This window comes from Streptomyces griseoluteus (assembly GCF_004784465.1).
In the GTDB taxonomy this organism is placed as follows: domain Bacteria; phylum Actinomycetota; class Actinomycetes; order Streptomycetales; family Streptomycetaceae; genus Streptomyces; species Streptomyces griseoluteus.
Genome location: NZ_SRRU01000002.1, coordinates 203,738 through 225,327 on the forward strand (window position 1 = coordinate 203,738; position 21,590 = coordinate 225,327).

The 21,590-nt window shown below is 73.0% G+C and carries 21 protein-coding genes and 1 other RNA gene; 10 read left to right on the forward strand and 12 right to left on the reverse strand.

What is annotated here, in order from left to right; genetic code table 11:
- Nucleotides 1-266 precede the first annotated feature (266 nt).
- The 3 genes from E5082_RS06390 to E5082_RS06400 are packed head-to-tail and all read left to right on the forward strand — an operon-like array spanning nucleotide 267 to nucleotide 3,492.
- Complete coding sequence (locus E5082_RS06390) at nucleotides 267-1,682, forward strand: glycosyltransferase family 4 protein (protein ID WP_135790297.1); 1,416 nt, start codon at nucleotides 267-269, stop codon at nucleotides 1,680-1,682.
- A complete protein-coding gene (locus E5082_RS06395; RefSeq protein WP_135790298.1) occupies nucleotides 1,676-2,425 on the forward strand; it encodes a class I SAM-dependent methyltransferase in 750 nt (249 codons plus the stop codon). The genes E5082_RS06390 and E5082_RS06395 overlap by 7 nt, the downstream gene beginning before the upstream one ends.
- Nucleotides 2,422-3,492: a prenyltransferase/squalene oxidase repeat-containing protein gene (locus tag E5082_RS06400; RefSeq protein WP_135790299.1), complete on the forward strand. Its 1,071-nt coding sequence runs from the start codon at nucleotides 2,422-2,424 to the stop codon at nucleotides 3,490-3,492. The genes E5082_RS06395 and E5082_RS06400 overlap by 4 nt, the downstream gene beginning before the upstream one ends.
- 29 nt (nucleotides 3,493-3,521) lie before the next feature.
- Here E5082_RS06400 and E5082_RS06405 read toward each other — a convergent pair whose 3' ends face one another.
- Complete coding sequence (locus E5082_RS06405; RefSeq protein WP_086695702.1) at nucleotides 3,522-3,809, reverse strand: hypothetical protein; 288 nt, start codon at nucleotides 3,807-3,809, stop codon at nucleotides 3,522-3,524.
- 159 nt (nucleotides 3,810-3,968) lie between these two features.
- Here E5082_RS06405 and E5082_RS06410 point away from each other — a divergent pair, with 159 nt between their 5' ends.
- Nucleotides 3,969-4,517, forward strand: coding sequence for a hypothetical protein (locus E5082_RS06410; RefSeq protein ID WP_135790300.1), 549 nt, complete (start codon nucleotides 3,969-3,971; stop codon nucleotides 4,515-4,517).
- Nucleotides 4,518-4,575: 58 nt separating this feature from the next.
- On the opposite strand, the gene E5082_RS06415 is transcribed toward E5082_RS06410, so the two are convergent.
- From E5082_RS06415 to E5082_RS06450, 7 genes are all read right to left on the reverse strand, one after another.
- Complete coding sequence (locus E5082_RS06415) at nucleotides 4,576-5,400, reverse strand: DUF5336 domain-containing protein (protein WP_135790301.1); 825 nt, start codon at nucleotides 5,398-5,400, stop codon at nucleotides 4,576-4,578.
- A gap of 85 nt (nucleotides 5,401-5,485) precedes the next feature.
- A complete protein-coding gene (locus E5082_RS06420; RefSeq protein WP_135790302.1) occupies nucleotides 5,486-6,370 on the reverse strand; it encodes an N-acetylmuramoyl-L-alanine amidase in 885 nt (294 codons plus the stop codon).
- 53 nt (nucleotides 6,371-6,423) lie between these two features.
- Nucleotides 6,424-7,113 (reverse strand): class I SAM-dependent methyltransferase, encoded by a 690-nt coding sequence (locus E5082_RS06425; RefSeq protein WP_135790303.1) that lies wholly within the window; start codon nucleotides 7,111-7,113, stop codon nucleotides 6,424-6,426.
- A gap of 100 nt (nucleotides 7,114-7,213) precedes the next feature.
- Nucleotides 7,214-8,962: an MFS transporter gene (locus tag E5082_RS06430; RefSeq protein ID WP_135790304.1), complete on the reverse strand. Its 1,749-nt coding sequence runs from the start codon at nucleotides 8,960-8,962 to the stop codon at nucleotides 7,214-7,216.
- 126 nt (nucleotides 8,963-9,088) lie between these two features.
- Nucleotides 9,089-9,700 (reverse strand): response regulator transcription factor, encoded by a 612-nt coding sequence (locus E5082_RS06435; protein WP_135790305.1) that lies wholly within the window; start codon nucleotides 9,698-9,700, stop codon nucleotides 9,089-9,091.
- A 32-nt stretch (nucleotides 9,701-9,732) separates the two neighbouring features.
- Nucleotides 9,733-10,923 carry a sensor histidine kinase gene (locus E5082_RS06440; protein ID WP_135790306.1) on the reverse strand — a complete coding sequence of 397 codons (1,191 nt, stop codon included), beginning with the start codon at nucleotides 10,921-10,923 and terminating at the stop codon, nucleotides 9,733-9,735.
- A gap of 583 nt (nucleotides 10,924-11,506) precedes the next feature.
- A complete protein-coding gene (locus E5082_RS06450) occupies nucleotides 11,507-12,628 on the reverse strand; it encodes a hypothetical protein (protein WP_135790308.1) in 1,122 nt (373 codons plus the stop codon).
- A gap of 184 nt (nucleotides 12,629-12,812) precedes the next feature.
- Between E5082_RS06450 and E5082_RS06455 the strand changes: the two genes are divergently transcribed.
- Genes E5082_RS06455 through E5082_RS06465 form a run of 3 tightly spaced genes read left to right on the forward strand, consistent with a single transcriptional unit; the run spans nucleotide 12,813 to nucleotide 15,714 of the window.
- Entirely contained in the window at nucleotides 12,813-13,688 is an 876-nt protein-coding gene (locus E5082_RS06455; protein ID WP_135790309.1) for a Nif3-like dinuclear metal center hexameric protein, read from the forward strand.
- Complete coding sequence (locus tag E5082_RS06460; protein ID WP_135790310.1) at nucleotides 13,685-14,428, forward strand: zinc ribbon domain-containing protein; 744 nt, start codon at nucleotides 13,685-13,687, stop codon at nucleotides 14,426-14,428. Before E5082_RS06455 ends, E5082_RS06460 begins: the two co-directional genes overlap by 4 nt.
- A gap of 23 nt (nucleotides 14,429-14,451) precedes the next feature.
- Nucleotides 14,452-15,714, forward strand: a complete 1,263-nt coding sequence (locus tag E5082_RS06465) for a bifunctional RNase H/acid phosphatase (protein ID WP_135790311.1) — start codon at nucleotides 14,452-14,454, stop codon at nucleotides 15,712-15,714.
- On the opposite strand, the gene E5082_RS06470 is transcribed toward E5082_RS06465, so the two are convergent.
- Together E5082_RS06470 and yaaA are read right to left on the reverse strand one after the other, a co-directional pair.
- Nucleotides 15,686-16,342, reverse strand: coding sequence for a bifunctional 4-hydroxy-2-oxoglutarate aldolase/2-dehydro-3-deoxy-phosphogluconate aldolase (locus E5082_RS06470; RefSeq protein ID WP_135790312.1), 657 nt, complete (start codon nucleotides 16,340-16,342; stop codon nucleotides 15,686-15,688). The two genes, E5082_RS06465 and E5082_RS06470, sit on opposite strands and share 29 nt — an antisense overlap.
- A 74-nt stretch (nucleotides 16,343-16,416) precedes the next feature.
- Nucleotides 16,417-17,199 (reverse strand): peroxide stress protein YaaA, encoded by a 783-nt coding sequence (gene yaaA, locus E5082_RS06475; RefSeq protein WP_135790313.1) that lies wholly within the window; start codon nucleotides 17,197-17,199, stop codon nucleotides 16,417-16,419.
- A 96-nt stretch (nucleotides 17,200-17,295) separates the two neighbouring features.
- Between yaaA and rnpB the strand changes: the two genes are divergently transcribed.
- Nucleotides 17,296-17,696: RNase P RNA component class A (gene rnpB, locus E5082_RS06480), an RNA gene on the forward strand.
- 448 nt (nucleotides 17,697-18,144) lie between these two features.
- The gene (locus E5082_RS06485; RefSeq protein WP_135790314.1) at nucleotides 18,145-20,157 is read left to right on the forward strand and encodes an erythromycin esterase family protein; all 2,013 of its coding nucleotides are present in this window, start codon (nucleotides 18,145-18,147) and stop codon (nucleotides 20,155-20,157) included.
- Nucleotides 20,158-20,169: 12 nt separating this feature from the next.
- Here E5082_RS06485 and E5082_RS06490 read toward each other — a convergent pair whose 3' ends face one another.
- Both E5082_RS06490 and E5082_RS06495 read right to left on the reverse strand, forming a co-directional pair.
- Nucleotides 20,170-20,421: a hypothetical protein gene (locus E5082_RS06490; RefSeq protein WP_135790315.1), complete on the reverse strand. Its 252-nt coding sequence runs from the start codon at nucleotides 20,419-20,421 to the stop codon at nucleotides 20,170-20,172.
- A gap of 106 nt (nucleotides 20,422-20,527) precedes the next feature.
- Complete coding sequence (locus E5082_RS06495) at nucleotides 20,528-21,073, reverse strand: DoxX family protein (RefSeq protein WP_135785688.1); 546 nt, start codon at nucleotides 21,071-21,073, stop codon at nucleotides 20,528-20,530.
- 130 nt (nucleotides 21,074-21,203) lie between these two features.
- On the opposite strand from E5082_RS06495, the gene E5082_RS06500 reads away from it, so the two are divergent.
- Nucleotides 21,204-21,530 (forward strand): nuclear transport factor 2 family protein, encoded by a 327-nt coding sequence (locus tag E5082_RS06500; RefSeq protein WP_135790316.1) that lies wholly within the window; start codon nucleotides 21,204-21,206, stop codon nucleotides 21,528-21,530.
- Nucleotides 21,531-21,590 lie beyond the last annotated feature (60 nt).

Sequence of the window (21,590 nt, forward strand, 5' to 3'; positions counted from 1 at the left end):
CACCGGGCCCAGGGGGCGCCGGATGACGGTTGCGGGTCAGCGCCGGAATCGCACCGGCTTCCCCCCGTACAGGTGTATGACGACCCGGCCACTTTACCGGGGGCCGCAAAGCCGCCGGTCGTGGCGTGAATCACCTGATCCACTGCTCACAGCGCCCCTACCTGCCGGTAGATTCAGAGCCTCTCGGATGATCAAGTCCGAAAGTTGTTCCGGATTGTCGTCCCGTCGTAGTCTCGCGGGACCGTGCAGGCAGAAGGGGGCCCAGAGTGACCGCTGAGGCCAGTCAGGCGGCTCCCCCGGGCACCGCCGCCGACGGCGAGCGACCGCTCCGTATCGCGCTCCTCACCTACAAGGGCAATCCGTTCTGCGGCGGCCAGGGCGTCTACGTCCGCCACCTCTCCCGGGAACTCGCCCGCCTGGGCCACCGGGTGGAGGTCATCGGCTCCCAGCCCTACCCCGTGCTCGACGAACACGACGACTACGCGGGCCGGTTGAGCCTCACCGAGCTGCCCAGCCTCGACCTCTACCGCCAGCCCGACCCCTTCCGCACCCCCGGGCGAGGCGAATACCGGGACTGGGTCGACGCGCTCGAGGTCGCCACGATGTGGACCGGCGGCTTCCCCGAGCCGCTCACCTTCTCCCTGCGAGCCGGACGTCAACTGCGCGCCCGGAAGGGTGAGTTCGACGTCGTCCACGACAACCAGACGCTCGGCTACGGCTTGCTCGGGGACCTCGGCGCCCCCCTGGTCACCACCATCCACCACCCCATAACCGTCGACCGGCAGCTCGAACTCGACGCCGCCGAAGACCTCAAGCGCCGCCTCTCGGTGCGCCGCTGGTACGCCTTCACCCGGATGCAGAAGCGCGTCGCCCGCCGGCTGCCCTCCGTGCTCACCGTCTCCGGCAGCTCCCGCCAGGAGATCGTCGACCACCTCGGCGTACGTCAGGACCGGGTGCACGTCGTCCACATCGGCGCCGACACCACCCTGTTCGCGCCCAGTCCGGCCGTGCCCGAGGTGCCGGGCCGGATCGTCACCACCTCCAGCGCCGACGTGCCCCTCAAGGGCCTGGTGTTCCTGGTCGAGGCCCTCGCCAAGGTGCGCGCCGAACAGCCGCACGCCCACCTCGTCGTCGTCGGCAAGCGCCCCGAGGAGGGACCGGTCGCCCAGGCGATCGAGCGGTACGGCCTGGAGGACGCCGTCGAGTTCGTCAAGGGCATCTCCGATACCGAGCTGGTCGACCTGATCCGTTCCGCCGAAGTCGCCTGTGTGCCCTCGCTGTACGAGGGGTTCTCGCTGCCCGCCGCCGAGGCCATGGCCACCGCCACCCCGCTGGTCGCCACCACCGGGGGCGCGATTCCCGAGGTCGCCGGGACCGACGGCGAGACCTGCCTGGCCGTACCCCCCGGCGACGCGGGCGCGCTCGCCGCCGCCCTCACCCGGCTGCTCGGCGACCGGGAACTGCGCGCCCGGCTCGGCGCGGCCGGCCGCGAGCGGGTGCTCGCCCGCTTCACCTGGGCCCGCGCGGCCGAGGGCACCGTGGCCCGCTACCGCGAGGAGATCGACCGGGCCCGCCCGGGCGTCAGACCACTTCCCGCAGCCGTCCCCGGCCGCCCCGTCGCCGTCGCGGCGAGTGCCGCGGCACCTTCCGAAAGCTCCTCCGAAAGCAGGGCCACGTGCTGACCGTCGACTTCTCCCGGTTCCCGCTCGCCCCCGGCGACCGTGTCCTGGACCTCGGCTGCGGGGCCGGCCGGCACGCCTTCGAGTGCTACCGGCGCGGCGCCCGCGTCGTGGCCCTCGACCAGAACGCGGAGGAGATCCGCGAGGTCGCCAAGTGGTTCGCGGCGATGAAGGAGGCCGGCGAGGCCCCCGAGGGCGCCACCGCCACGGCGATGGAGGGCGACGCGCTCGCGCTGCCCTTCCCCGACGAGTCCTTCGACGTCGTCATCATCTCCGAGGTGATGGAGCACATCCCCGACGACAAGGGCGTCCTCGCCGAGATGGTCCGCGTCCTCAGGCCCGGCGGCCGGATAGCCGTCACCGTGCCCCGGTACGGTCCCGAGAAGGTCTGCTGGGCGCTCTCCGACGCCTACCACGAGGTCGAGGGCGGCCACATCCGCATCTACCGCGCCGAGGAACTCCTCGCCAAGATGCGCGGCGCCGGCCTCAAGCCGTACGGCACCCACCACGCGCACGCCCTGCACTCGCCGTACTGGTGGCTCAAGTGCGCCTTCGGCGTCGACAACGACAAGGCGCTGCCGGTGCGGGCGTACCACAAGCTGCTGGTCTGGGACATCATGAAGAAGCCGCTGGCCACCCGTGTGGCCGAGCAGGCGCTCAACCCGCTGATCGGCAAGAGCTTCGTCGCCTACGCCACCAAGCCGCACCTGCCCCGCCTCGACGAGGCCGGGACGGACGCCCCGTGACCACGCCCCGGACCGACCACCTGGTGCTGACCGGGGTCCTCACCGCCGAGCAGGCCGCCGACACCGTCCGGGGCATCCTCGCGGTGCAGCGCCCCGACGGCGCGATCCCCTGGTTCCGCGGCCACCACCTCGACCCGTGGGACCACACCGAGGCCGCCATGGCCCTCGACGCGGCCGGGGAGCACGCGGCCGCCGAGCGCGCCTACCGCTGGCTCGCCGACCACCAGAACGAGGACGGTTCCTGGTACGCCGCCTACGCCGACGGCGCCCACGACGACGTCACCGACCGCGCCCGCGAGTCCAACTTCGTCGCCTACATAGCCGTCGGCGTCTGGCACCACTACCTGTCCACCGGGGACGACACGTTCCTGGACCGGATGTGGCCCACCGTGTACGCGGCCGTCGAGTGGGTGCTCCGGCTCCAGCAGCCCGGCGGCCAGATCGGCTGGCGGTGCGCCGAGGACGGCACCCCCACCACGGACGCCCTGCTCACCGGCAGCTCCTCCGTCCACCACGCCCTGCGCTGTGCGCTCGCCATCGCCGAGCAGCGCGAAGAACCGCAGCCCGACTGGGAGTTGGCGGTGGGCGCGCTGCGGCACGCGATCCGCAGGCACCCCGAGCGGTTCCTTGACAAGAACCAGTACTCGATGGATTGGTACTACCCGGTGCTCGGCGGCGCCGTCACCGGCGCCGAGGCAAAGGAGCGCGTCGAGGACGGGTGGGACCGCTTCGTCGTGCCCGGCCTGGGCGTGCGCTGCGTCGTGCCCAACCCGTGGGTGACCGGCGGCGAGTCCTGCGAACTCGCCCTGGCCCTCTGGGTGATGGGCGAGTCCGACCGGGCGCTGGAGATACTCCAGTCCATCCAGCACCTGCGCGACGACGAGTCCGGCCTGTACTGGACCGGTTACGTCTTCGACGACGACGCCATCTGGCCGCGGGAGCTGACCAGTTGGACCGCCGGCTCGCTGCTGCTCGCGGTCGCCGCCCTCGGCGGCCACGACGCGACCGGCGCCGTCTTCGGCGGCGACCGGCTGCCCCGCGGCCTGGACCCCGACTGCTGCGACTAGCGGGGGCCCCTCGGGTCCGGCGTCCGGCGTCAGCGGTGCATGCGGCCGGCGATGGCGTGGCCGATGAACAGGTAGACCACGGCGGCCAGTCCGTAGCCGGCGACGACCCGGGCCCACGCCTCGTCGAAGGTGAACAGGTCGTGGGACCAGCCGGCCAGCCAGGAGGCCGTGTCATGGACGAACTCGACCAGGGTGTTGCCCCGGTTCGCGTCCAACAGGTACATCAAGATCCACAGACCGAGGATGAGGGCCATCACGTCCGCTACGACGGCGATGACACGGCCGGCCTGGTTGGTGCCTGAGTGGTATCGAGACATGGTGTTCGAATTGCCGCCGGACGCCCCCTGAAACCGGCCACAGGCCCGTAATAGCGGGCCCGACGACCCGTACGGGCCTCCCGGCTGGCGGCGGCCGGGAGGGCGGGCAAGGCTTCGGACCAGAGACACCCGCTCGGGGAATCACGTCCGGAGGACCGCGTGCCCGTTCCATTGCGCCGCACCTGGGTGGCGCTCATCCTGTGCTGCGCCCTGCTGGCCGGTACCGCCGCCTGCGGCAGTGACCACAAGACCAGCACCAGGGCCCCCGCCGCGGCCTCCCCGAGCCCCAGTACCTCCGCCGAACGCCAGAAGCTCGCCAAGACCCGGTTCGTCGCCAATGCGGGCCTCGCGGCCGGGGCGACCTACCAGTGGATCGTGAAGCCCTGGCGGGCCGGCACCTTCAAGAAGGGCGCCGACGGCCGCAAGGTGGCCCTCCTCAAGGCCGGCCTCGCCGGTGCCTTCGCCTACAACCGGCTCAAGGCCGCCCAGAACAACGCGCAGGGCGACCCCACCCTGACCAAGGCGCTGGCCCCGCTCACCGCGGGCATCGAGAGCCTGAAGAGCCTGCCGCCCAAGCTGCGCAGCGGCGACACGGACGCGATGGGCGCGTTCGAGGACACCATCAACAAGGTGAAGAGCGCGGGTGCGAGCGCGGGCGCACCGGTCACGGACCACGTGCCGTCCTCCTCGGACCTCTCCAAGGGCTGACACGGCTGCGGCCCCCCGCCCGGAAGGGGCGGGGGGCCGCGTACGACGGTTGCGGGGCTCAGCCGCGCTGGATGCCCGAGGTGTCCTGGAGGACGCCGCGACGGCCGTCCTGGGTCTGCGCGAGCAGCGCGGCACCGCGCTGCTCGACCGCCAGGTACCAGGTGCCGGGGGCCAGTTCGGCGACCGGGCTCGGCGAGCCGTCCTCCGCGAACAGCGGACGGGTCACCGGGACGGCGAACCAGAAGGGCGAGAAGTCGGGTGCGGGCGCCTGCTGCTGCGGGGCCGGAGCGCCCTGCGGGGCGCCCTGGCCGAACGCCTGGGGCTGCTGCGGCTGGCCGCCGAAGGACGCGGCCGGGGCGCCGGGGTAGCCGTAACCCTGGGGCGGCGGCTGCGCGCCGTAGGGCTGCGGGGCGGCCGGCTTGGGTGCCGGGATCAGCGGGGCCTGGAGCGCCGGGACGAGCGGGGTGGCGACGGCGGCGCCCGCCAGGATCAGCGTGGCGACCAGCGCGAGGATCAGACCGGTGCCCGCGCTCGGCGACTTGGAGCCGGCGGTGATGTTGTCCAGGCCGCCGACCGGGTCGATCACATTGCCCAGCGCGCTCCACGCGGCGAACACCGCGAACGCCACGCCGAAGGCACCGAGTTCGAGACCGGCGACCTTGCGGGGCTGCGGCAGGGCGCGGGCGGCGACGACGAGCCCGGCGGCGATCAGACCTGCCAGGACGACGCTGAGCAGGACCGGGCCGCTCTCCCAGAGGTTCGGCATGTCGACGTCGCCGGGAAGGTCGTCGTACGAAAAGTTGTCGAAGAACGACGCGATGAGCAGCAGTAGCGCCGCTCCGATCACCACGCCGTCGCCTCTGGTGAGGGATCGGATATTCACTTCATCAGGTCCTTCGTAGGTCGTCTCGTCGTCGGTAGACAGTACCGTCCGCGTGATCCGCTGTGCGGACGGTTTCGCCCGGCGGTCACGACTCGTGCAGGAAACTCACGATTCCCTCAGAGATCCCCTGCGCGGCCTTCTGCCGCCAGGGACCGCTGGTCAGCAGGGCCACATCGGACTTGTCCCGCATGTTCCCGCACTCGATGAACACCTTCGGAACCGTTGACAGATTGAGACCGCCGAGGTCCGTGCGCGTGACCATCCCGGTGCCGTCGCCCAGGTAGTTGGAGAAGGGTTCGCCGGTGGTGCGGCGGTAGCCGCCCGCGACCCGCGCACCCAGCTTCTTGGAGGGGGCCACGATCGGCCGGGTGTCCGCGGCGCCCGCGTGCACCGCGCCCGGCATGATCACGTGGAAGCCCCGGCTGCCCTCGGCCGAACCGTCCGCGTGCAGCGAGATCGCCGCGTCCGCGTGGGCGGTGTTGCCGATCCGGGCCCGCTCGTCCACGCACGGCCCCCACTCGCGGTCGCCGTCGTGGGTCAGCTCGACCGTGGCGCCCTGCCTCTCCAGCAGCGCTCGCAGCCGGTGGGCGAGGTCGAGCGTGAACTCGGCCTCCGGGTAACCGGCGTTGGTGGCGGTGCCGGTGGTGTCGCACTCCTTCTTGCCGGTGCCGATGTCGACCTGCTTGTTGATCTCGGCCGTGTGCCGGAAGTTGCCGGTGTTGTGGCCGGGGTCGATGACGACGACCTTCCCGGCGAGCGAGCCCGCACTCGGCGAGGGGCTGCTCGTGCCGCCCGGCGCCGCGGACACCGACGGGCTCGCGGCGGCCGCCGGGCGGTCCGGCTCCTCGCCGAGTGCCGACCAGCCCAGCCAGCCGAGCAGGGCCACCGGTACCAGCGCGGCGAACGTGATGGTCAGCGCGCGCCGGGAGCGCGGCTGGGGGGCTTCGTCTTCCGGGCCTTCGTACGACACGCAGCCACCCTAACGGACAGGACCGGGCCGGCCCGCGCAGCCCTGACGGCTCGTCAGATACCGTCCCCGGTGCGCTTCAGCACCCGCAGCGAGCCCGTCGCCGAGACCTCGGTGAACGCGCCCGACGCCAGCGCCCGCAGGTACACGCGGTAGGGCGCCTGGCCGGTGAACTCGTCCTCCGGCTCCGGGAACACGTCGTGGATGACCAGCAGGCCGCCGGGCGCGAGGTGCGGGGCCCAGCCCGCGTAGTCGGCGTTCGCGTGCTCGTCGGTGTGGCCGCCGTCGACGAACACCAGCGCGACGGGGGAGTTCCACACCTTCGCGACCTGCGGGGAGCGGCCGACCAGCGCGATCACATGGTCCTCCAGGCCCGCCCGGTGCAGGGTGCGGCGGAAGGCGGGGAGGGTGTCCATCAGGCCGACCTCGGGGTCGACGGTCTCCGGGTCGTGGTAGTCCCAGCCCGGCTGCTGCTCCTCGCTGCCCCGGTGGTGGTCGACGGTGAGCGCGGTGACCCCCGCCTCGCGGGCCGCGTCCGCGAGCAGCACGGTGGAGCGCCCGCAGTAGGTGCCCACCTCCAGCAGCGGCAGCCCGAGCCGCCCGGCCTCCACCGCCGCCGCGTACAGCGCCAGCCCCTCGTCCACGGGCATGAACCCCTTCGCGGCCTCGAACGCGGCCAGGATCTCCGGCGGGGGTCCCCCCTGCCCGGCCGGAGTCGAGAGCTTGGGGGAGGGTGCGGCGGGCATGGAGGTTCCTCTCGGCTGTACGTCCTTCTCGGCGCCTCATGCTGCCGCACCCCCCGCCGGGGAGCGACGGGGGGTGCGGTGGCGGGGGAATCGCGCGGGGCTACGCCGTGACGGTCTCGCCCGGCAGCGGCAGGTCCAGCTCGACCGGGCGCTCGTCCCCGGCGTGTGTCGCCGCCGAGGCCAGCGGGCCGTGTCCGGCGGCGCGGGCGGCCAGCACGTACGGCCCCTCGGACGGCACCGGGAGGGCGTAACCGCCGTCATGGCCGGAGAGCGTGGAGCCGGCCTGGCGGCCCCGGCGGTCGATCAGCGTGACCTTGGCACGGGCCACCGGGGCGCCGGAGGCGTCCAGCACCCGGCCCCGGAAACCGCGCAGCACCTCCTCGGCACGCTCCAGCACCGCGTCCTCCTGGCTGCTGGCCCGCAACTGGGTGTGCTGCGCGGCCGGACGCGGGGTGCGCGGCAGGAACACCGCGAGGATCAGGCCGACCAGCACGGCGGCCGTGGCGATCAGGAAGGAGACCCGGAAGCCGTGCATCGTCGGCACCGCGACCCCGCCGCCCAGGTCGTGCGCGGTGTTGGCCAGCACCATGCCGATGACGGCGCTGGAGACCGAGGTGCCGATGGAGCGCATCAGGGTGTTGAGACCGTTGGCGGCACCCGTCTCCGAGGCCGGGACCGCGCCCACGATCAGCGCGGGCAGCGAGGAGTACGCCAGGCCGATGCCGGCGCCGAGGACCATCGAGGTGATGATCGTCTGCCAGGCGGCGTGCATCAGGCCGAGGCCGCCCGCGTAGCCGGCCGCGATGACCAGCAGGCCGATGATCAGGGTCGTCCGGGGGCCGTAGCGGGCCGAGAGGCGGGCGTAGACCGGGGCGGTGAACATCATGGTCAGGCCCAGCGGGGCCACGCACAGACCGGCGACCACCATCGACTGGCCGAGGCCGTAGCCGGTGGCGGTGGGGAGCTGGAGCAGCTGGGGAAGGACCAGCGAGACGACGTAGAAGCTGACGCCGACCATGATCGAGGCGAGGTTGGTGAGCAGGACCTCGCGGCGGGCGGTGGTGCGCAGGTCGACCAGCGGCGCCGGTACGCGCAGCTCGTACACGCCCCACAGCAGCAGCACGGCGAGCGCGGCACCGAAGAGGCCGAGGGTGGTGCCGGAGGACCAGCCCCAGTCGCTGCCCTTGGTGATGGGCAGCAGGAGCAGCACCAGACCGGCGGAAAGGCCGGCGGCGCCCGGGTGGTCGAAGGAGCCCTTGGCGCGGGCCGGGGACTCGGGGACGGCCAGCAGGGTCAGGCCGATGGCGAGCACGCCCAGGCCGGCGGCGCCGTAGAACAGGGCGTGCCAGTCGGTGTGCTGGGCGACCAGGGCGGCGGCGGGCAGCGCGAGACCGCCGCCGACGCCGATCGAGGAGCTCATCAGCGCCATCGCGGAGGCGAGCCGCTCACGCGGGAGCATGTCGCGCATCAGACCGATGCCCAGCGGGATCGCGCCCATGGCGAAGCCCTGGAGGGTGCGGCCCACGATCATCAGGAGCAACTGGCTGGTGACCGCGCTGACCAGCGCGCCGACCACCATCACGGACAGGCTGAGGACCAGCATCCGGCGCTTGCCGTACAGGTCGCCGAGGCGGCCCATGATCGGGGTGGCGACGGCGCCGGAGAGCAGGGTGGAGGTGAGGACCCAGGTCGCGTTGCTCGGCGCGGTGCCGAGCAGTTGCGGCAGGTCCTTGATGACCGGCACGAGCAGGGTCTGCATCACGGCGACCACGATGCCCGCGAAGGCGAGCACCGGGACTACGGCCCCGCCCGCTTCCCTGGTGGTGTGGTCGGGCGTGGTGTGGGTCATGGAAATGGGTCCTCCCGCGTGAATACGTGCTGGGTGAACCTCGTATGCACGGGAAACTATTCCGTTGCTTCGGGACGCTAACGAATCCTTGACCGACAGATGGGTTTCTGACTGGGTGTCAGCGCTTCACAGCCAGCCGCGCTGCCGGGCCTCCCGTACCGCCTCCGCGCGGTTGCGGGTGCCGGTCTTGCCGATCGCCGAGGAGAGGTAGTTGCGGACGGTGGACTCCGAGAGGTGCAGCCGGGCGGCGATGTCGGCGACCGTCGCGCCGTCCACGGAGGCGGTCAGCACCTCGCACTCCCGGCCGGTCAGCGGGTTCGGTCCGGCGCTGAGCGCGGCCGCCGCCAGTACGGGGTCGACCACCGTCTCCCCGGCCAGCACCCGGCGCACCGCCTGCGCCAGTTCCTCCACCGGCCCGTCCTTCACCAGGAATCCGGCCGCCCCCGCCTCCATCGCCCGGCGCAGATAGCCGGGCCTGCCGAACGTGGTGAGAATCAGCACCCGGCACTCCGGCACCCGCTCCCGCAGCAGCGCCGCCGCGTCCAGACCACTGAGTCCCGGCAACTCGATGTCCAGCAGCGCCACATCCGGCCGGTGCTCCAGGGCGGCCGTCAGGATCGCGTCCCCCGCGGCCACTTGAGCGACCACCTCGATGTCGTCCTCCATCCCCAGCAACAGCGCCAGGGCGCCCCGCATCATCCCCTGGTCCTCGGCCAGCAGGAGCCGGATCTCGTTCACCGCGCCAGGGTAGCGAGGGGGCGGGACGGCCGTCAGGACTCCAGCGCGACCGGGATCGCGTCCTCGGTGCCCAGGTCCACCGGGGCCGCCGGCAGCTCGGCCGTCACCGTGAAGCCGCCGGTCGGGGCGGGGCCCGCTGTCAGGGAACCGCCCGCCGTGGTCAGGCGTTCGGTGAGGCCCGTCAGGCCGGTGCCGCCGGGGGCGGGGGCTGCCGTCGGGGTGCCGTTGTCGGTGACGGTGAGGCGGACGCGTTCCCCGGCGCTCTCCACGGTGATCTCGCAGCGGGTGGCGCGGCTGTGCCGGACCACGTTGGTCACCGCCTCGCGCACCACCCAGCCGAGCAGCGCCTCGGTCTGCGGGGCCAGGGGCGCCCCCGACTGCCGTACCACCGGCTCCACGCTCGCCGCCGCCAGTGCCGAGCGGGCGCGGGTCAGCTCGGTGGACAGGCTGCCCTCGCGGTAGCCGGTCACCGCCTCCCGGATCTCGGTCAGCGCCTGCCGGCCCACCGACTCGATGTCCCCGATCTGGGCCAGCGCCGCGTCCAGGTCCCGCCCGGCCAGCCGCCGCGCGGCCTCGGACTTCACCACGATCACCGAAAGGGTGTGGCCCAGCAGGTCATGCAGATCGCGGGAGAAGCGCAGCCGTTCCTTCTCCACCGCCCGCCGTGCCAACTCCTCACGCGCGGCCCGCAGTTCCCGTACCGCCTCCGACAGGCTCAGGATCGCCGCCGTGACCATGCAGGACAGGAAGGTCGCGTACCCGATGTTCGGCGCCTCCCGCCAGCCTTCGCGCAGGCCCGCGAGGACCGCCGCGTACGCCGCGAGCAGCAGGCCGATCCTGCCGAGGTGCCGGCCGCGCAGGGTGGCGCCGGTGGCGAGGCCGAGCAGGGGGAAGAACAGCAGCCAGTTGCCGCCGTAGCCGACCGCGAGCCCCGTGGTGACCAGGCCCATGGTCAGCAGGGCCAGCCGGGTCGGGAGGGACTGACGCTTCTCGCGGTCGAAGGCGCGGAACGTGACATAGACGTAGAGGGAGTTGAAGACGAACAGGCCCAGGCCGCCGATCCACGGGTTCTCCGCCTTGCCCTGGAGCAGGTTGGAGAACGAGCCCAGTCCCATCAGCAGCCAGGGCAGCAGCGCGAAGCCGGTCGGCGGGGGCCCCGCGTGGCCGGCACCCCGCGCACACCTGGCCGAGCGCCGCTGCCGTGCCCGTGCCCACCACGTCATGTCCGTGTCCTCAGGCCTCTCCCGCTCCACCGCCTCCGGCCGGTCGGCGGGACGACGTTCCAGAGTAGGGAACGAGAACCGTTGCCCGCGCCGGGCGGATCGCGTCTGTGTCATGCCTACGACGGTAGGAGCGGGGCGCCGCCGCGGGCAGAGGCGTACGTACGGACTCCGGCAGTACGAATGTCACGGCCGGCCATGACGAAGGGGCGGGATGCGAGCCGTGTGGCCCGTACCCCGCCCCTCGCCGTATCGGTCAGACAGCCGTCCCGGCGGTCCCGCCGCCCGGGCGGCGATGGCGCCCACTGGGGGCGCTCTCCCCGTCCCGGTCCGCGACCGGTCCCCGGTGCCGCCCGTGCCCGTCCGCCTCGGCGGAGAAGGATGCGGGCTCGTAGACCCCGGAATCCGCGGGCGCGGACAGCGGCTGCGTCGTGCTGGCTTCGGTCATCGGAAGCATTCACCCCGTCAACATGATCGTCTTGCAGCCGGGAGAGTCTAACCAACCCCCGGGGGGCGGAGTACAGGCGGCAGCGCCGAGGCGTGCGGGGCGAGACGCGAGGCCAGGCCGCGCGGGGTTCTGGCAGCGCTACTCGGCGGCTGCCTCGGCGAGCGGGGCCTTCTGCAGGGGGACCGGGCGGGGGGTCTCCGGTTCCTCCGCCTTCGCGGGCTCCGCGGGGGGCGGGGCAGCCGCCGGAGGGTGCAGTTCGGCTACTCCGCACGGCGTCCGGGCCGTCGAGTACGGGAGGCGGAGTACGCCCTCCGGGGTCCACAGGCCGGAGGACGGCAGCCAGCCCTCCGGGGCCGGGAGGTGGCGCAGGCGGAGGTCGGTCGGGTGCCAGGTGGCGATCCAGGTGCCGAGGGGGCCGTCCACCCGGAGGGCCACCGCACAGGTTTCCGGGGTCAGGACCTGGCCCGGCTGGATGGCGAAGGGGGTCACCGTGCAGTCCGGCAGCCGGAGCGCGCCCGGGAAGCGGACCGGGAGGGTGCTGCCCAGTACGCCCCAGCCCAGTCGTTCCTGCCCCGGCGAGGCCGCGTCCGAGGAGATCACCACCAGCCCGCTGTCCGGGTCGGCCAGCAGCAGCCGGTCGTCGCTGTCGGGCGCGATCTCCAGCAGCGGGGAGACCTCCCCGTCCTGCCCCAGGTCCACCACGACCGTCTTGGTCCGGCCCGCCAGCTCCCGGTCCAGCGCCAGCATCCGCCCGGCCGGCTCCAGCCAGACCCCGCCCGAGCACCGCCCCGGCACCTCGGCCACCCGCTCGGGCCCGGCGGGACCGCCCGCCACCAGCCACACCGCCGTGGACGTCTCGCACACCGCCAGCGCGTAAGCCCGCTCGCCCCCCGGCGCGGGCGGCAGCAGCGTGACGTGGGTGTCGGACCCGCACTCCACCGCGCCCACCGCCAGCTCACCCGTACCGGGCCCGGTCGGGTACAGCAGGGAGAAGGCGTGCCGCCGCTCCACCAGCCGGTGGATCAGCACCCGCCCGTCCCCCATCGGATGCACCTCCGTACCCGGCTCCTCCGGCTGGCCGCCGGGCAGTGGCACCGCGTACGGCTCCGGGCCGTCCAGCGTCCAGCGCTCCGGGAACCAGCTCTCCCCGTCCAGCGCGAGCCGGGCGGCGTACGCGCCGTCCGCCGTGATGGCGTACCGCGTCGTGGGCGCCTCGTGTTCCGCGCCGGTCGACGGGGATTCGATCGCACAGGCCGTCATGGTTCGGTCACCTCCGGCGACGAAGCTAGTTTTCGTACGCACGGCCGGGGGCCGGGTCCGGACCACTTCACACATACGGGTGGCGCAGAAGCGATTCCTCTGAGGAGAGGGCGGGTGTGGGCGTACCGGGCCCGGGCCGCCGTAAGCGGTACGGCCCCCCTGGACGGACAGGTAGCCTTTCCTCGTGCCCCGTCTGTCTGAAGTCATCGCCGCGCTGGAGACCCTGTGGCCCGCCGAGCGGGCCGAGTCCTGGGACGCGGTCGGCACGGTCACGGGCGACCCCGGCCAGGAGGTCACCCGCGTCCTGTTCGCCGTGGACCCGGTACAGGAGGTCGCCGACGAGGCCGTACGGCTCGGCGCCGACCTGCTCGTCACCCACCACCCGCTCTATCTGCGGGGGACCACCACGGTGGCGGCCGGCACCCCCAAGGGCCGGGTCGTGCACACGCTGATCAAGAACGACGTCGCCCTGCACGTCGCGCACACCAACGCCGACAAGGCCGACCCCGGAGTCTCCGACGCCCTCGCCGGTGCGCTGGACCTCAGGGTCACGGGTCCCCTCGTACCCGACCCCGACGACCCGGCCGGACGCCGGGGCCTGGGCCGGATCTGCGAGCTGGACCACCCGCTGACCGTGCGCGAGCTGGCCGAGCGCGCCGCCGAACGGCTGCCCGCCACCGCGCAGGGCATCCGGGTGGCCGGCGACCCCGACGCCGTCGTCCGTACGGTCGCCGTCAGCGGCGGCTCCGGCGACAGCCTCTTCGACCGGGTCCGCGCGGCCGGCGTGGACGCCTTCCTCACCGCCGACCTGCGCCACCACCCCGCATCGGAGTTCGTCGCGGCCGGCGCGTCCGTCGCCGAGCGCCCGCTCGCGCTCCTCGACGCGGCCCACTGGGCCACCGAGTGGCCCTGGTGCGAGCTGGCCGCGGCCGAACTCGACCAGATCTCCGACCGTCACGACTGGGGCCTCCGCGTCCACGTGTCCAAGACGGTCACCGACCCCTGGACCGCCCACGCGGCGTCCCCCGTCACCACTAGCCCCATGGGAGCCCCCAACTGAACGCCGAGCCCGCCGACCAGATCCGACTCCTCGACGTCCAGGCCCTCGACGTCCGCCTCCAGCAGCTCGCGCACAAGCGGAAGTCGCTCCCCGAGCACGCCGAGATCGAGACGCTGGGCAAGGACCTCGTCCAGCTCCGCGACCTGCTGGTGGCCGCGCAGACCGAGGAGAGCGACTGCGCCCGCGAGCAGACCAAGGCCGAACAGGACGTGGAGCAGGTGCGCCGCCGCGCCACCCGTGACCAGCAGCGCCTGGACTCCGGCGCGGTCACCTCGCCCAAGGACCTCACCGGCCTCCAGCACGAGATCGCCTCCCTCGCCAAGCGTCAGGGCGACCTGGAGGACGTCGTCCTCGAGGTCATGGAGCGCCGCGAGGCCGCCCAGGCGCGGGTCGCCGAGCTGACCGAGCGGGTCGCCTCCGTGCAGGCCAAGTCCGACGACGCCACCGCGCGCCGCGACGCCGCGTTCCGCGAGCTGGACGACGAGGCCGCCGCGGTGACCAAGGAGCGCGAGATCGTCTCCGCGTCCGTCCCGGCCGACCTGCTGAAGCTGTACGACCGCCTGCGCGTCCAGGGCGGCGGTATCGGCGCGGCCAAGCTGTACGCCCGCACCTGCCAGGGCTGCCGCCAGGAGCTGGCGATCACCGAGCTCAGCGAGATCCGCGCGGCCGCGCGCGACGCGGTGGTCCGCTGCGAGAACTGCCACCGCATCCTGGTGCGCACGGCGGAGTCGGGTCTGTAGTCGGCCGGTAAGGAGCGCTGGGCGTGCGGGAGTTCGTCGTCGAGGCCGACGGCGGGTCGCGGGGCAACCCCGGCCCGGCGGGGTACGGGGCCGCAGTGAGTGACGCGGCCACGGGGGAGACCCTGGCCGAGGCCGCCGAGTTCATCGGCGTCGCCACCAACAACGTCGCCGAGTACCGCGGTCTCCTCGCCGGCCTGCGCGCCGCCCACGCCCTCGACCCCGAGGCGCGGGTCGCCGTCCGCATGGACTCCAAGCTGGTCGTCGAGCAGATGTCGGGCCGCTGGAAGATCAAGCACCCCGACATGAAGCCCCTCGCCGCCGAGGCCCGCGGCATCTTCCCGCCCGGCCGGGTCACCTACGAGTGGATACCGCGCGAACGCAACAAGCACGCCGACCGGCTGGCGAACGAGGCGATGGACGCGGGGGCGAAGGGCGAGGTGTGGACGCCTCCGGCTCCGGCGGTTCCTGAGCCCGAGGGTCCCCCCGGGGACGCCCGCGCGGGGGCGGCGGCCGCGAGGGCGGCTCTGGCCCGGGGCCGGGCTGTGCCCGCGTCCGAGCCGGTGGAGTCGGCCGAGGCCGCTCCGAGCGACGCCCGTGCCGCGCGTACCGTCGCCTCCGCCACCACCTCCTCGCCCGGCTGGAGCGCGGCTCCCGACCTCGGGGCGCCCGCGACCTTCGTGCTGTTGCGGCACGGGGAGACGCCGCTCACTCCGCAGAAGCGGTTCTCCGGGAGCGGGGGGAGTGATCCCGCGTTGTCCGAGGTGGGGCGGGAACAGGCACGGCTGGTGGCGGGGGCGCTGGCCCGGCGGGGGACCGTACAGGCGGTCGTCGCCTCGCCGCTGGCCCGTACGCGGGAGACCGCCGGGATCGTCGCCGCCCGGCTGGGGCTGGACGTGCGTGTGGACGACGGGCTGCGCGAGACGGACTTCGGCGCGTGGGAGGGGCTGACCTTCGGGGAGGCCCGCGAGCGCTACCCCGACGACCTGACCGCCTGGCTCGGCGACCCGGAGGCGCGTCCCACCGGTGGCGGCGAGAGCTTCGCGGAGACCGCCGAGCGGATCGAGCAGACCCGCGCCCGGCTGGTCACCGAGTACGCGGGCCGTACGGTGCTGCTGGTCACCCACGTCACGCCGATCAAGACCCTGCTGCGCCTCGCCCTGGGCGCCCCGCCCGAGTCCCTCTTCCGGATGGAGCTGTCGGCCGCCTCGCTGTCGGCGGTGGCGTACTACGCCGACGGGAACGCGAGCGTACGGCTGTTCAACGACACGTCCCACCTGCGTCCCTGAGCCCGGCCGCACCCCGCGCCAGCTCCTCGATCCGGGCCCAGTCCCCGGCGGCCACCGCGTCCGCCGGGACCATCCAACTGCCGCCCACGCAGCCCACGTTGGGCAGCGCCAGATACTCCGGCGCACTCGCCTGCGCGATCCCGCCCGTGGGACAGAAGCGGGCGTCGGGCAACGGCCCCGCGAGGGACTTCAGATACGCCGTACCGCCCGCTGCCCCCGCCGGGAAGAACTTCATCTCGCGCACCCCGCGCTCCAGCAGCGCCACCACCTCCGAGGTGGTCGACACCCCCGGCAGGAACGGCACCCCGGACTCCCGCATGGCGGCGAGCAGCGACTCGGTCCAGCCGGGGGAGACGAGGAACCGCGCCCCCGCCGCCACGCAACGGCTCACCTGCTCGGGCGTGATCACCGACCCGGCGCCCACCACCGCCTCGGGCACCTCCTCGGCGATGACCCGGATGCAGTCCAGCGCGGCCGGCGTGCGCAGCGTGACCTCGATCGCGGGCAGCCCCCCGGCGACCAGCGCCCGCGCCAGCGGCACGGCGTCGGCGGCGTCGGAGAGCACGACGACGGGGAGGACGGGCGCGAGGTCCAGTACGGAGGCGGGGGAGGGCGCGGGTGAGGTCATGGACGCCATCGTGCCCAGGGGACGCAGTGTGCGCAACGAGCGTTGCACATACTGCAACGAGGCCCGGTGAACGCTCAATGAACCTCGTCCACCAGCACGTCCAGCGCCCACGGCTTCCCGGCCTTCTCCGGCGCCGCCGCCTCCACCTCGTACCCGAGGTCCCGCAGCGCGACGACCAGCTCGGCGGGGCCCTTGGGCGCGGCCCCCTCGGTGAGCAGCGCGCGGACGATACGGCCCTTGGTCGCCTTGTTGAAGTGGCTGACCACCTTGCGGGTGGGCGCGTGCAGCACCCGTACCGTGGCGGTGCGCCCCGCGACCTCGCCCCTGGGCTTCCAGGCGGCGGCGTACGCGGCGGAGCGCAGGTCCAGTACGAGCCCGTCCCCGGCCGCCCCGGGCAGCGCCTCGGCCATCGGTGCCCGCCAGTGCCCGGCCAGCGCGCCGAGACCGGGCAGCTTGACCCCCATCGAGCAGCGGTAGGAGGGGATGCGGTCGGTGACGCCGATCGCGCCCCAGAGGCCGGAGAACACCAGCAGCGAGCGGGCCGCGCGGCGCTTGGCGGCGGGGTCCAGGGTGGCCAGGCCGAGGGCGTCGTACAGGACGCCGGTGTAGATCTCGCCCGCCGGGCGGGCGCCGGCCGTGAGCAGACCGGCGTTCTTGGCGACCTCGCCGCGCAGCCCCTCGCTCAGTCCCAGTACCTCGCGGGCCTTCTCCTCGTCCCCGGCGCACAGCTCCACCAGTTCGGCGAGCACGGCCTGCCGGGCGGCGGCGAGACCGGGCAGGGACAGCGAACCGGGCTTCAGCGGGGCACCCCGGCCCGAGGACGCCTTTCCCTCCGACGGGGGCAGCAGGACCAGCACGGACAACTCCTTCTCTCGGCCTCCGCGCCAGCGTACGGGCCCCGGGCGCCGGTCCGTGCCGCCCGCCCGGCCCGGTACCATGGTCGGCACGGCAGACGAGCCGGGCGGACGGCCGCGTGGAGTCCCTCACGGGGCTTCCCGAGGAACGTCCGGGCTCCACAGGGCAGGGTGGTGGCTAACGGCCACCCGAGGCGACTCGCGGGACAGTGCCACAGAGAACAGACCGCCTCGCGCCTCGGCGCGCGGTAAGGGTGAAACGGTGGTGTAAGAGACCACCAGTGCCCAGGGTGACCTGGGCAGCTAGGTAAACCCCACCCGGAGCAAGGTCAAAAGGAAACACCCCGGTGTTTCTGCGCGGACGATCGAGGGCTGCCCGCCCGAGTCCGCGGGTAGACCGCACGAGGCCGGTGGCAACACCGGCCCTAGATGGATGGCCGTCACCGGGACGCCCGCGAGGGCCCCCGGTACAGAACCCGGCGTACAGCCCGACTCGTCTGCCCCTACCTGCGGCTTCACCTCGGAAAGGGCCTCTGACCTGCGTCGGAGGCTCTTTCCGATCTTTCGGGGACTTGCCGCCTCACGCCGTGAAAAGTTCCTCGGTAGCCCCTCGCGCAGCGCTGAAAGTCCCTGAAAAGTCGCTGGCGCACAGGCGCGGAGGGCGCCTATGACCCGGGGGCAGACCGGGTGCTGCGTGACCGGCCCGGCCTGTGGCCCCGGACGTACGATTGGCACAGATTCGTCCTGCGCGAACCGCTGCCGGTGAAACAGCGAAAAGGTTGGACCTCGCCCGTCGACTGAGGCCGGTTCGTGCGACGTGCCGGGCACTGGGGCATGACCTCAACACAGCGATGACGGCGAAAGCCGTGCATCCCTCGCCGTGATCCCGGGAGCCGCGCATCGGAACCCGGCCTCGATCACGCGCCGCACACCGCGAGGAGCTCACCCATGTCGAACCGCCTGTTCAGTGATCGCGCAGAAGCCGGCCGGGTTCTCGCCAAGCTCCTGGAACGCTACCGCGGTGATCCCGATGTGATCGTGCTGGGCCTGCCGCGCGGCGGTGTTCCGGTGGCGTACGAGGTTGCCGCGGCCCTGGGAGCCCCACTCGATGTCTTCCTGGTCCGCAAGCTCGGCGTGCCCGGCCAGGAGGAGGTGGCGATGGGGGCCATCGCGGACGGCGGAGTGGTGGTGCTCAACGAGGACGTCGTCCGTGGCCTGGGCATCCTGCCGGACACGCTGCGCAGCGCGGTCGAGCGGGAGGCCCGGGAGCTGCGGCGCCAGGAGCGGACCTACCGGGAGGGACGGCCCGCGCCCGAGCTGGAGGGCCGCACGGTGATCCTGGTCGACGACGGCCTTGCCACCGGGGCCAGCATGCGCGCCGCGATCCAGGCCCTGCGCCGCCACAGGCCGGCGCGGAGCGTCGCCGCGGTGCCTGCCGCCTCCGAGTCGGGCTGCCGCGAGCTGGCCGACATGGCCGACGACGTGGTCTGCGCCACCACCCCGTCGCCGTTCTTCGCCGTCAGCGCGTCCTACTGGGACTTCCACCAGCTCACCGACGAGGAGGTGCGGGAGCTGCTGCGCCGGGCGGCGGGCAGGCCCCCGGAGCCGGCCGAGGAGGGGGTGAGCGAGGTCGCTCTCATCAGTGCCGAGGCATTCCCTGTCGAGGACGGCGTGCCCAGCGACGAGGCACTGTTCGACCTGGTGGGCAACGCGCACTTCGTGCTGATCGGCGAGGCCTCGCACGGCACGCACGACTTCTACCAGGCGCGCGCCCGCATGACGCGGCGGCTGATCGAGGAGAAGGGTTTCTGCGCGGTCGCGGCCGAGGCCGACTGGCCCGACGCGTACCGGGTCAACCGCTACGTCCGGGACCGCAGCGACGACGTCACGGCCGAGGAGTCACTGCGCGGCTTTCGGCGGTTCCCCACCTGGATGTGGCGGAACACCGCGGTGCTGGACTTCGTGGGATGGCTCCGGGAACACAACGACCGGGTCTCCGGCGGCGAGCGCGCGAAGGCGGGCTTCTACGGTGTCGACCTGTACAGCCTCTACCGCTCGATCGAGGAAGTCATCGGCTACCTGGACCGCGTCGATCCGGAGGCGGCGAAGCGGGCCCGCGAGCGCTACGCCTGCTTCGATCACTACAACACCGACGGCGACGCCCAGGCCTGGGGGTTCGAGGCCGCCTTCGGAGCGGGTGAGACCTGCGAGCGACAGGTCGTGGACCAACTCGTCGAACTGGAGCGCCATGCGGTGCAATACGCACGACGGGACGGACTGCTCGCCGAGGACGACCAGTTCTATGCCGAACAGAACGCGCGCACGGTCAAGAACGCGGCCGAGTACTACCGGACGATGTTCGACGGGCAGGTGTCGTCCTGGAACCTGCGTGACCGCCACATGGCCGAGACCCTGGAGGCGCTCGCCGAGCATCTCAGCCACCAGCGGAGCAGCCCCGCCAGGATCGTCGTGTGGGAGCACAACTCCCACCTCGGGGATGCCCGGGGCACGGAAGCCGCGCTCCGCGGCGAGCTCAACGTCGGCCAGTTGGTGCGGCAGGCCCACCCTGATGACTGCTGCCTGCTGGGCTTCACCACCTACACCGGCACGGTGACAGCCGCGGACGACTGGGGAGGGCCGGTCCTGCGCAAAGCGGTGCGCCCGGCACTCGTCGACAGCGTCGAGGAGCTGTTCCACCAGGCCGGCGAGAAGGAGTTCCTGCTTCCGTTCAACCGGACGCCCCTGGCCGCCGACACGCTGCGCAAGGCGCGCCTCGAGCGGGCGATCGGCGTCATCTACCGGCCCGAGACCGAACGGCAGAGCCACTACTTCCGCGCGCGCGTGCCGGACCAGTTCGACGGCGTCATCCACATCGATGAGACCCGGGCGGTCGAACCCCTGGAGCGCACGGCCGAATGGCGGGAAGGCGAGGTTCCCGAGACCTACCCGTTCGCCGTATGACAGCCGCCACCCTCACGAGGCATCGGAGCCGCCCGCCCCGTGCCAGCGGCCCTGCACCCTGAACCACACTCCGGGACCGAACACGGACTCCACTGCCGCAGGCAGTCCGGCCGGCACCCGGACGACCCTCAGAGCTCCGCTGGGGTGCAGGTCGTAGGCGTAGCTGAGTTCGTTCGCCACATCCTCGTAGGCGACGTCCCAGATGGTGCGGTCGGTGTATCCGTCGGGATCCCCGACCTCTACGAGCTTGATGAAGACGGACATGTCACGACCATAGGCACGACACCCGCGATCGCGCCCGCCGGACACATGTCCGGTTCCTCCCGCCGTGTGTACCGCGAGGGCAGCCGCCGAGAGGCCCCCTGGGGACCTACTCCTCGAACAGCACTTCCTGCTCAGTGATCACTGTCTCCCGCAGCCGGCGGTTGCGGGCGCCGATGACCAGGGCCGTGGCCGCCGCCGTGACGCCCAGGGCCGCGGGGACCATCCAGTTCCGGTCGAAGACGTGGCCGAGGAGATGGTCCAGAGAGAGGCGGCCGGGGCCGGTCACGGCGAGGCCGGCGGCGGCGAGGCCGAGGCTGGCGGCGTACTCGTAGCCGCCCTCCTGGGCGAAGAAGCCGTTGGGGACGTGGAGGGCCGCCGCGCCCGCCATCGCGCCGGCCGCCGACGCCCCGGCGACGGGCGTCGCCAGGCCGAGGGCCAGCAGGACGCCGCCGCCCGCCTCCGCGACCCCCGCAGCCGTCGCGCTCGCCTTGCCCGGGGCGAAGCCCACGGACTCCATGAACTGGCCGGTGCCCACCAGCCCGTGGCCGCCGAACCAGCCGAACAGCTTCTGCGCACCGTGCGCGGCCAGTACCCCGCCGGTGCTCAGCCGGAGGAGCAGCAGGCCCACGTCGCGTCGGTCGTAACAGGTCATCGTGACTCCCTTTCCCTTGCGTCCACCGTCGCACCGGCTACCCCGTCCGGCCTCCCGGACCGGGCGTCCGGGTGGTGCGGGCGGGGTACGTCCGGTGGCAGGGCGCGGGGAGCGGTGTGAGCCTGACGCCATGACGATTCAGCCCGCCAAGCTGCGCGACCCGGCCGTACGGGCCTTCGTGCACGCCGTCAACTCCCATGACCGCGAAGGCTTCATGTCCCTCCTCGCGCCCGGCGCGACCATGGCCGACGACGGTGCCGACCGCGACCTCGCCGTCTGGATCGACCAGGAGATCTTCTCCAGCCACGGTCATCTGGAGGTCGACAGCGAGTCCCGCGGCGGACGCGCGCTCGTCGCCCGGTACCGCAACGACACCTGGGGCGAGATGCGGACCCGGTGGACGTTCACCGTGGCCGACGACGGGCGGATCTCGCGGTTCGAGACAGGTCACGCATAGGGGGGCAGGGGTCCGGCGGGGCTGCCGCACGACCCGGCCGTCGGACTTTCATGACAGTGC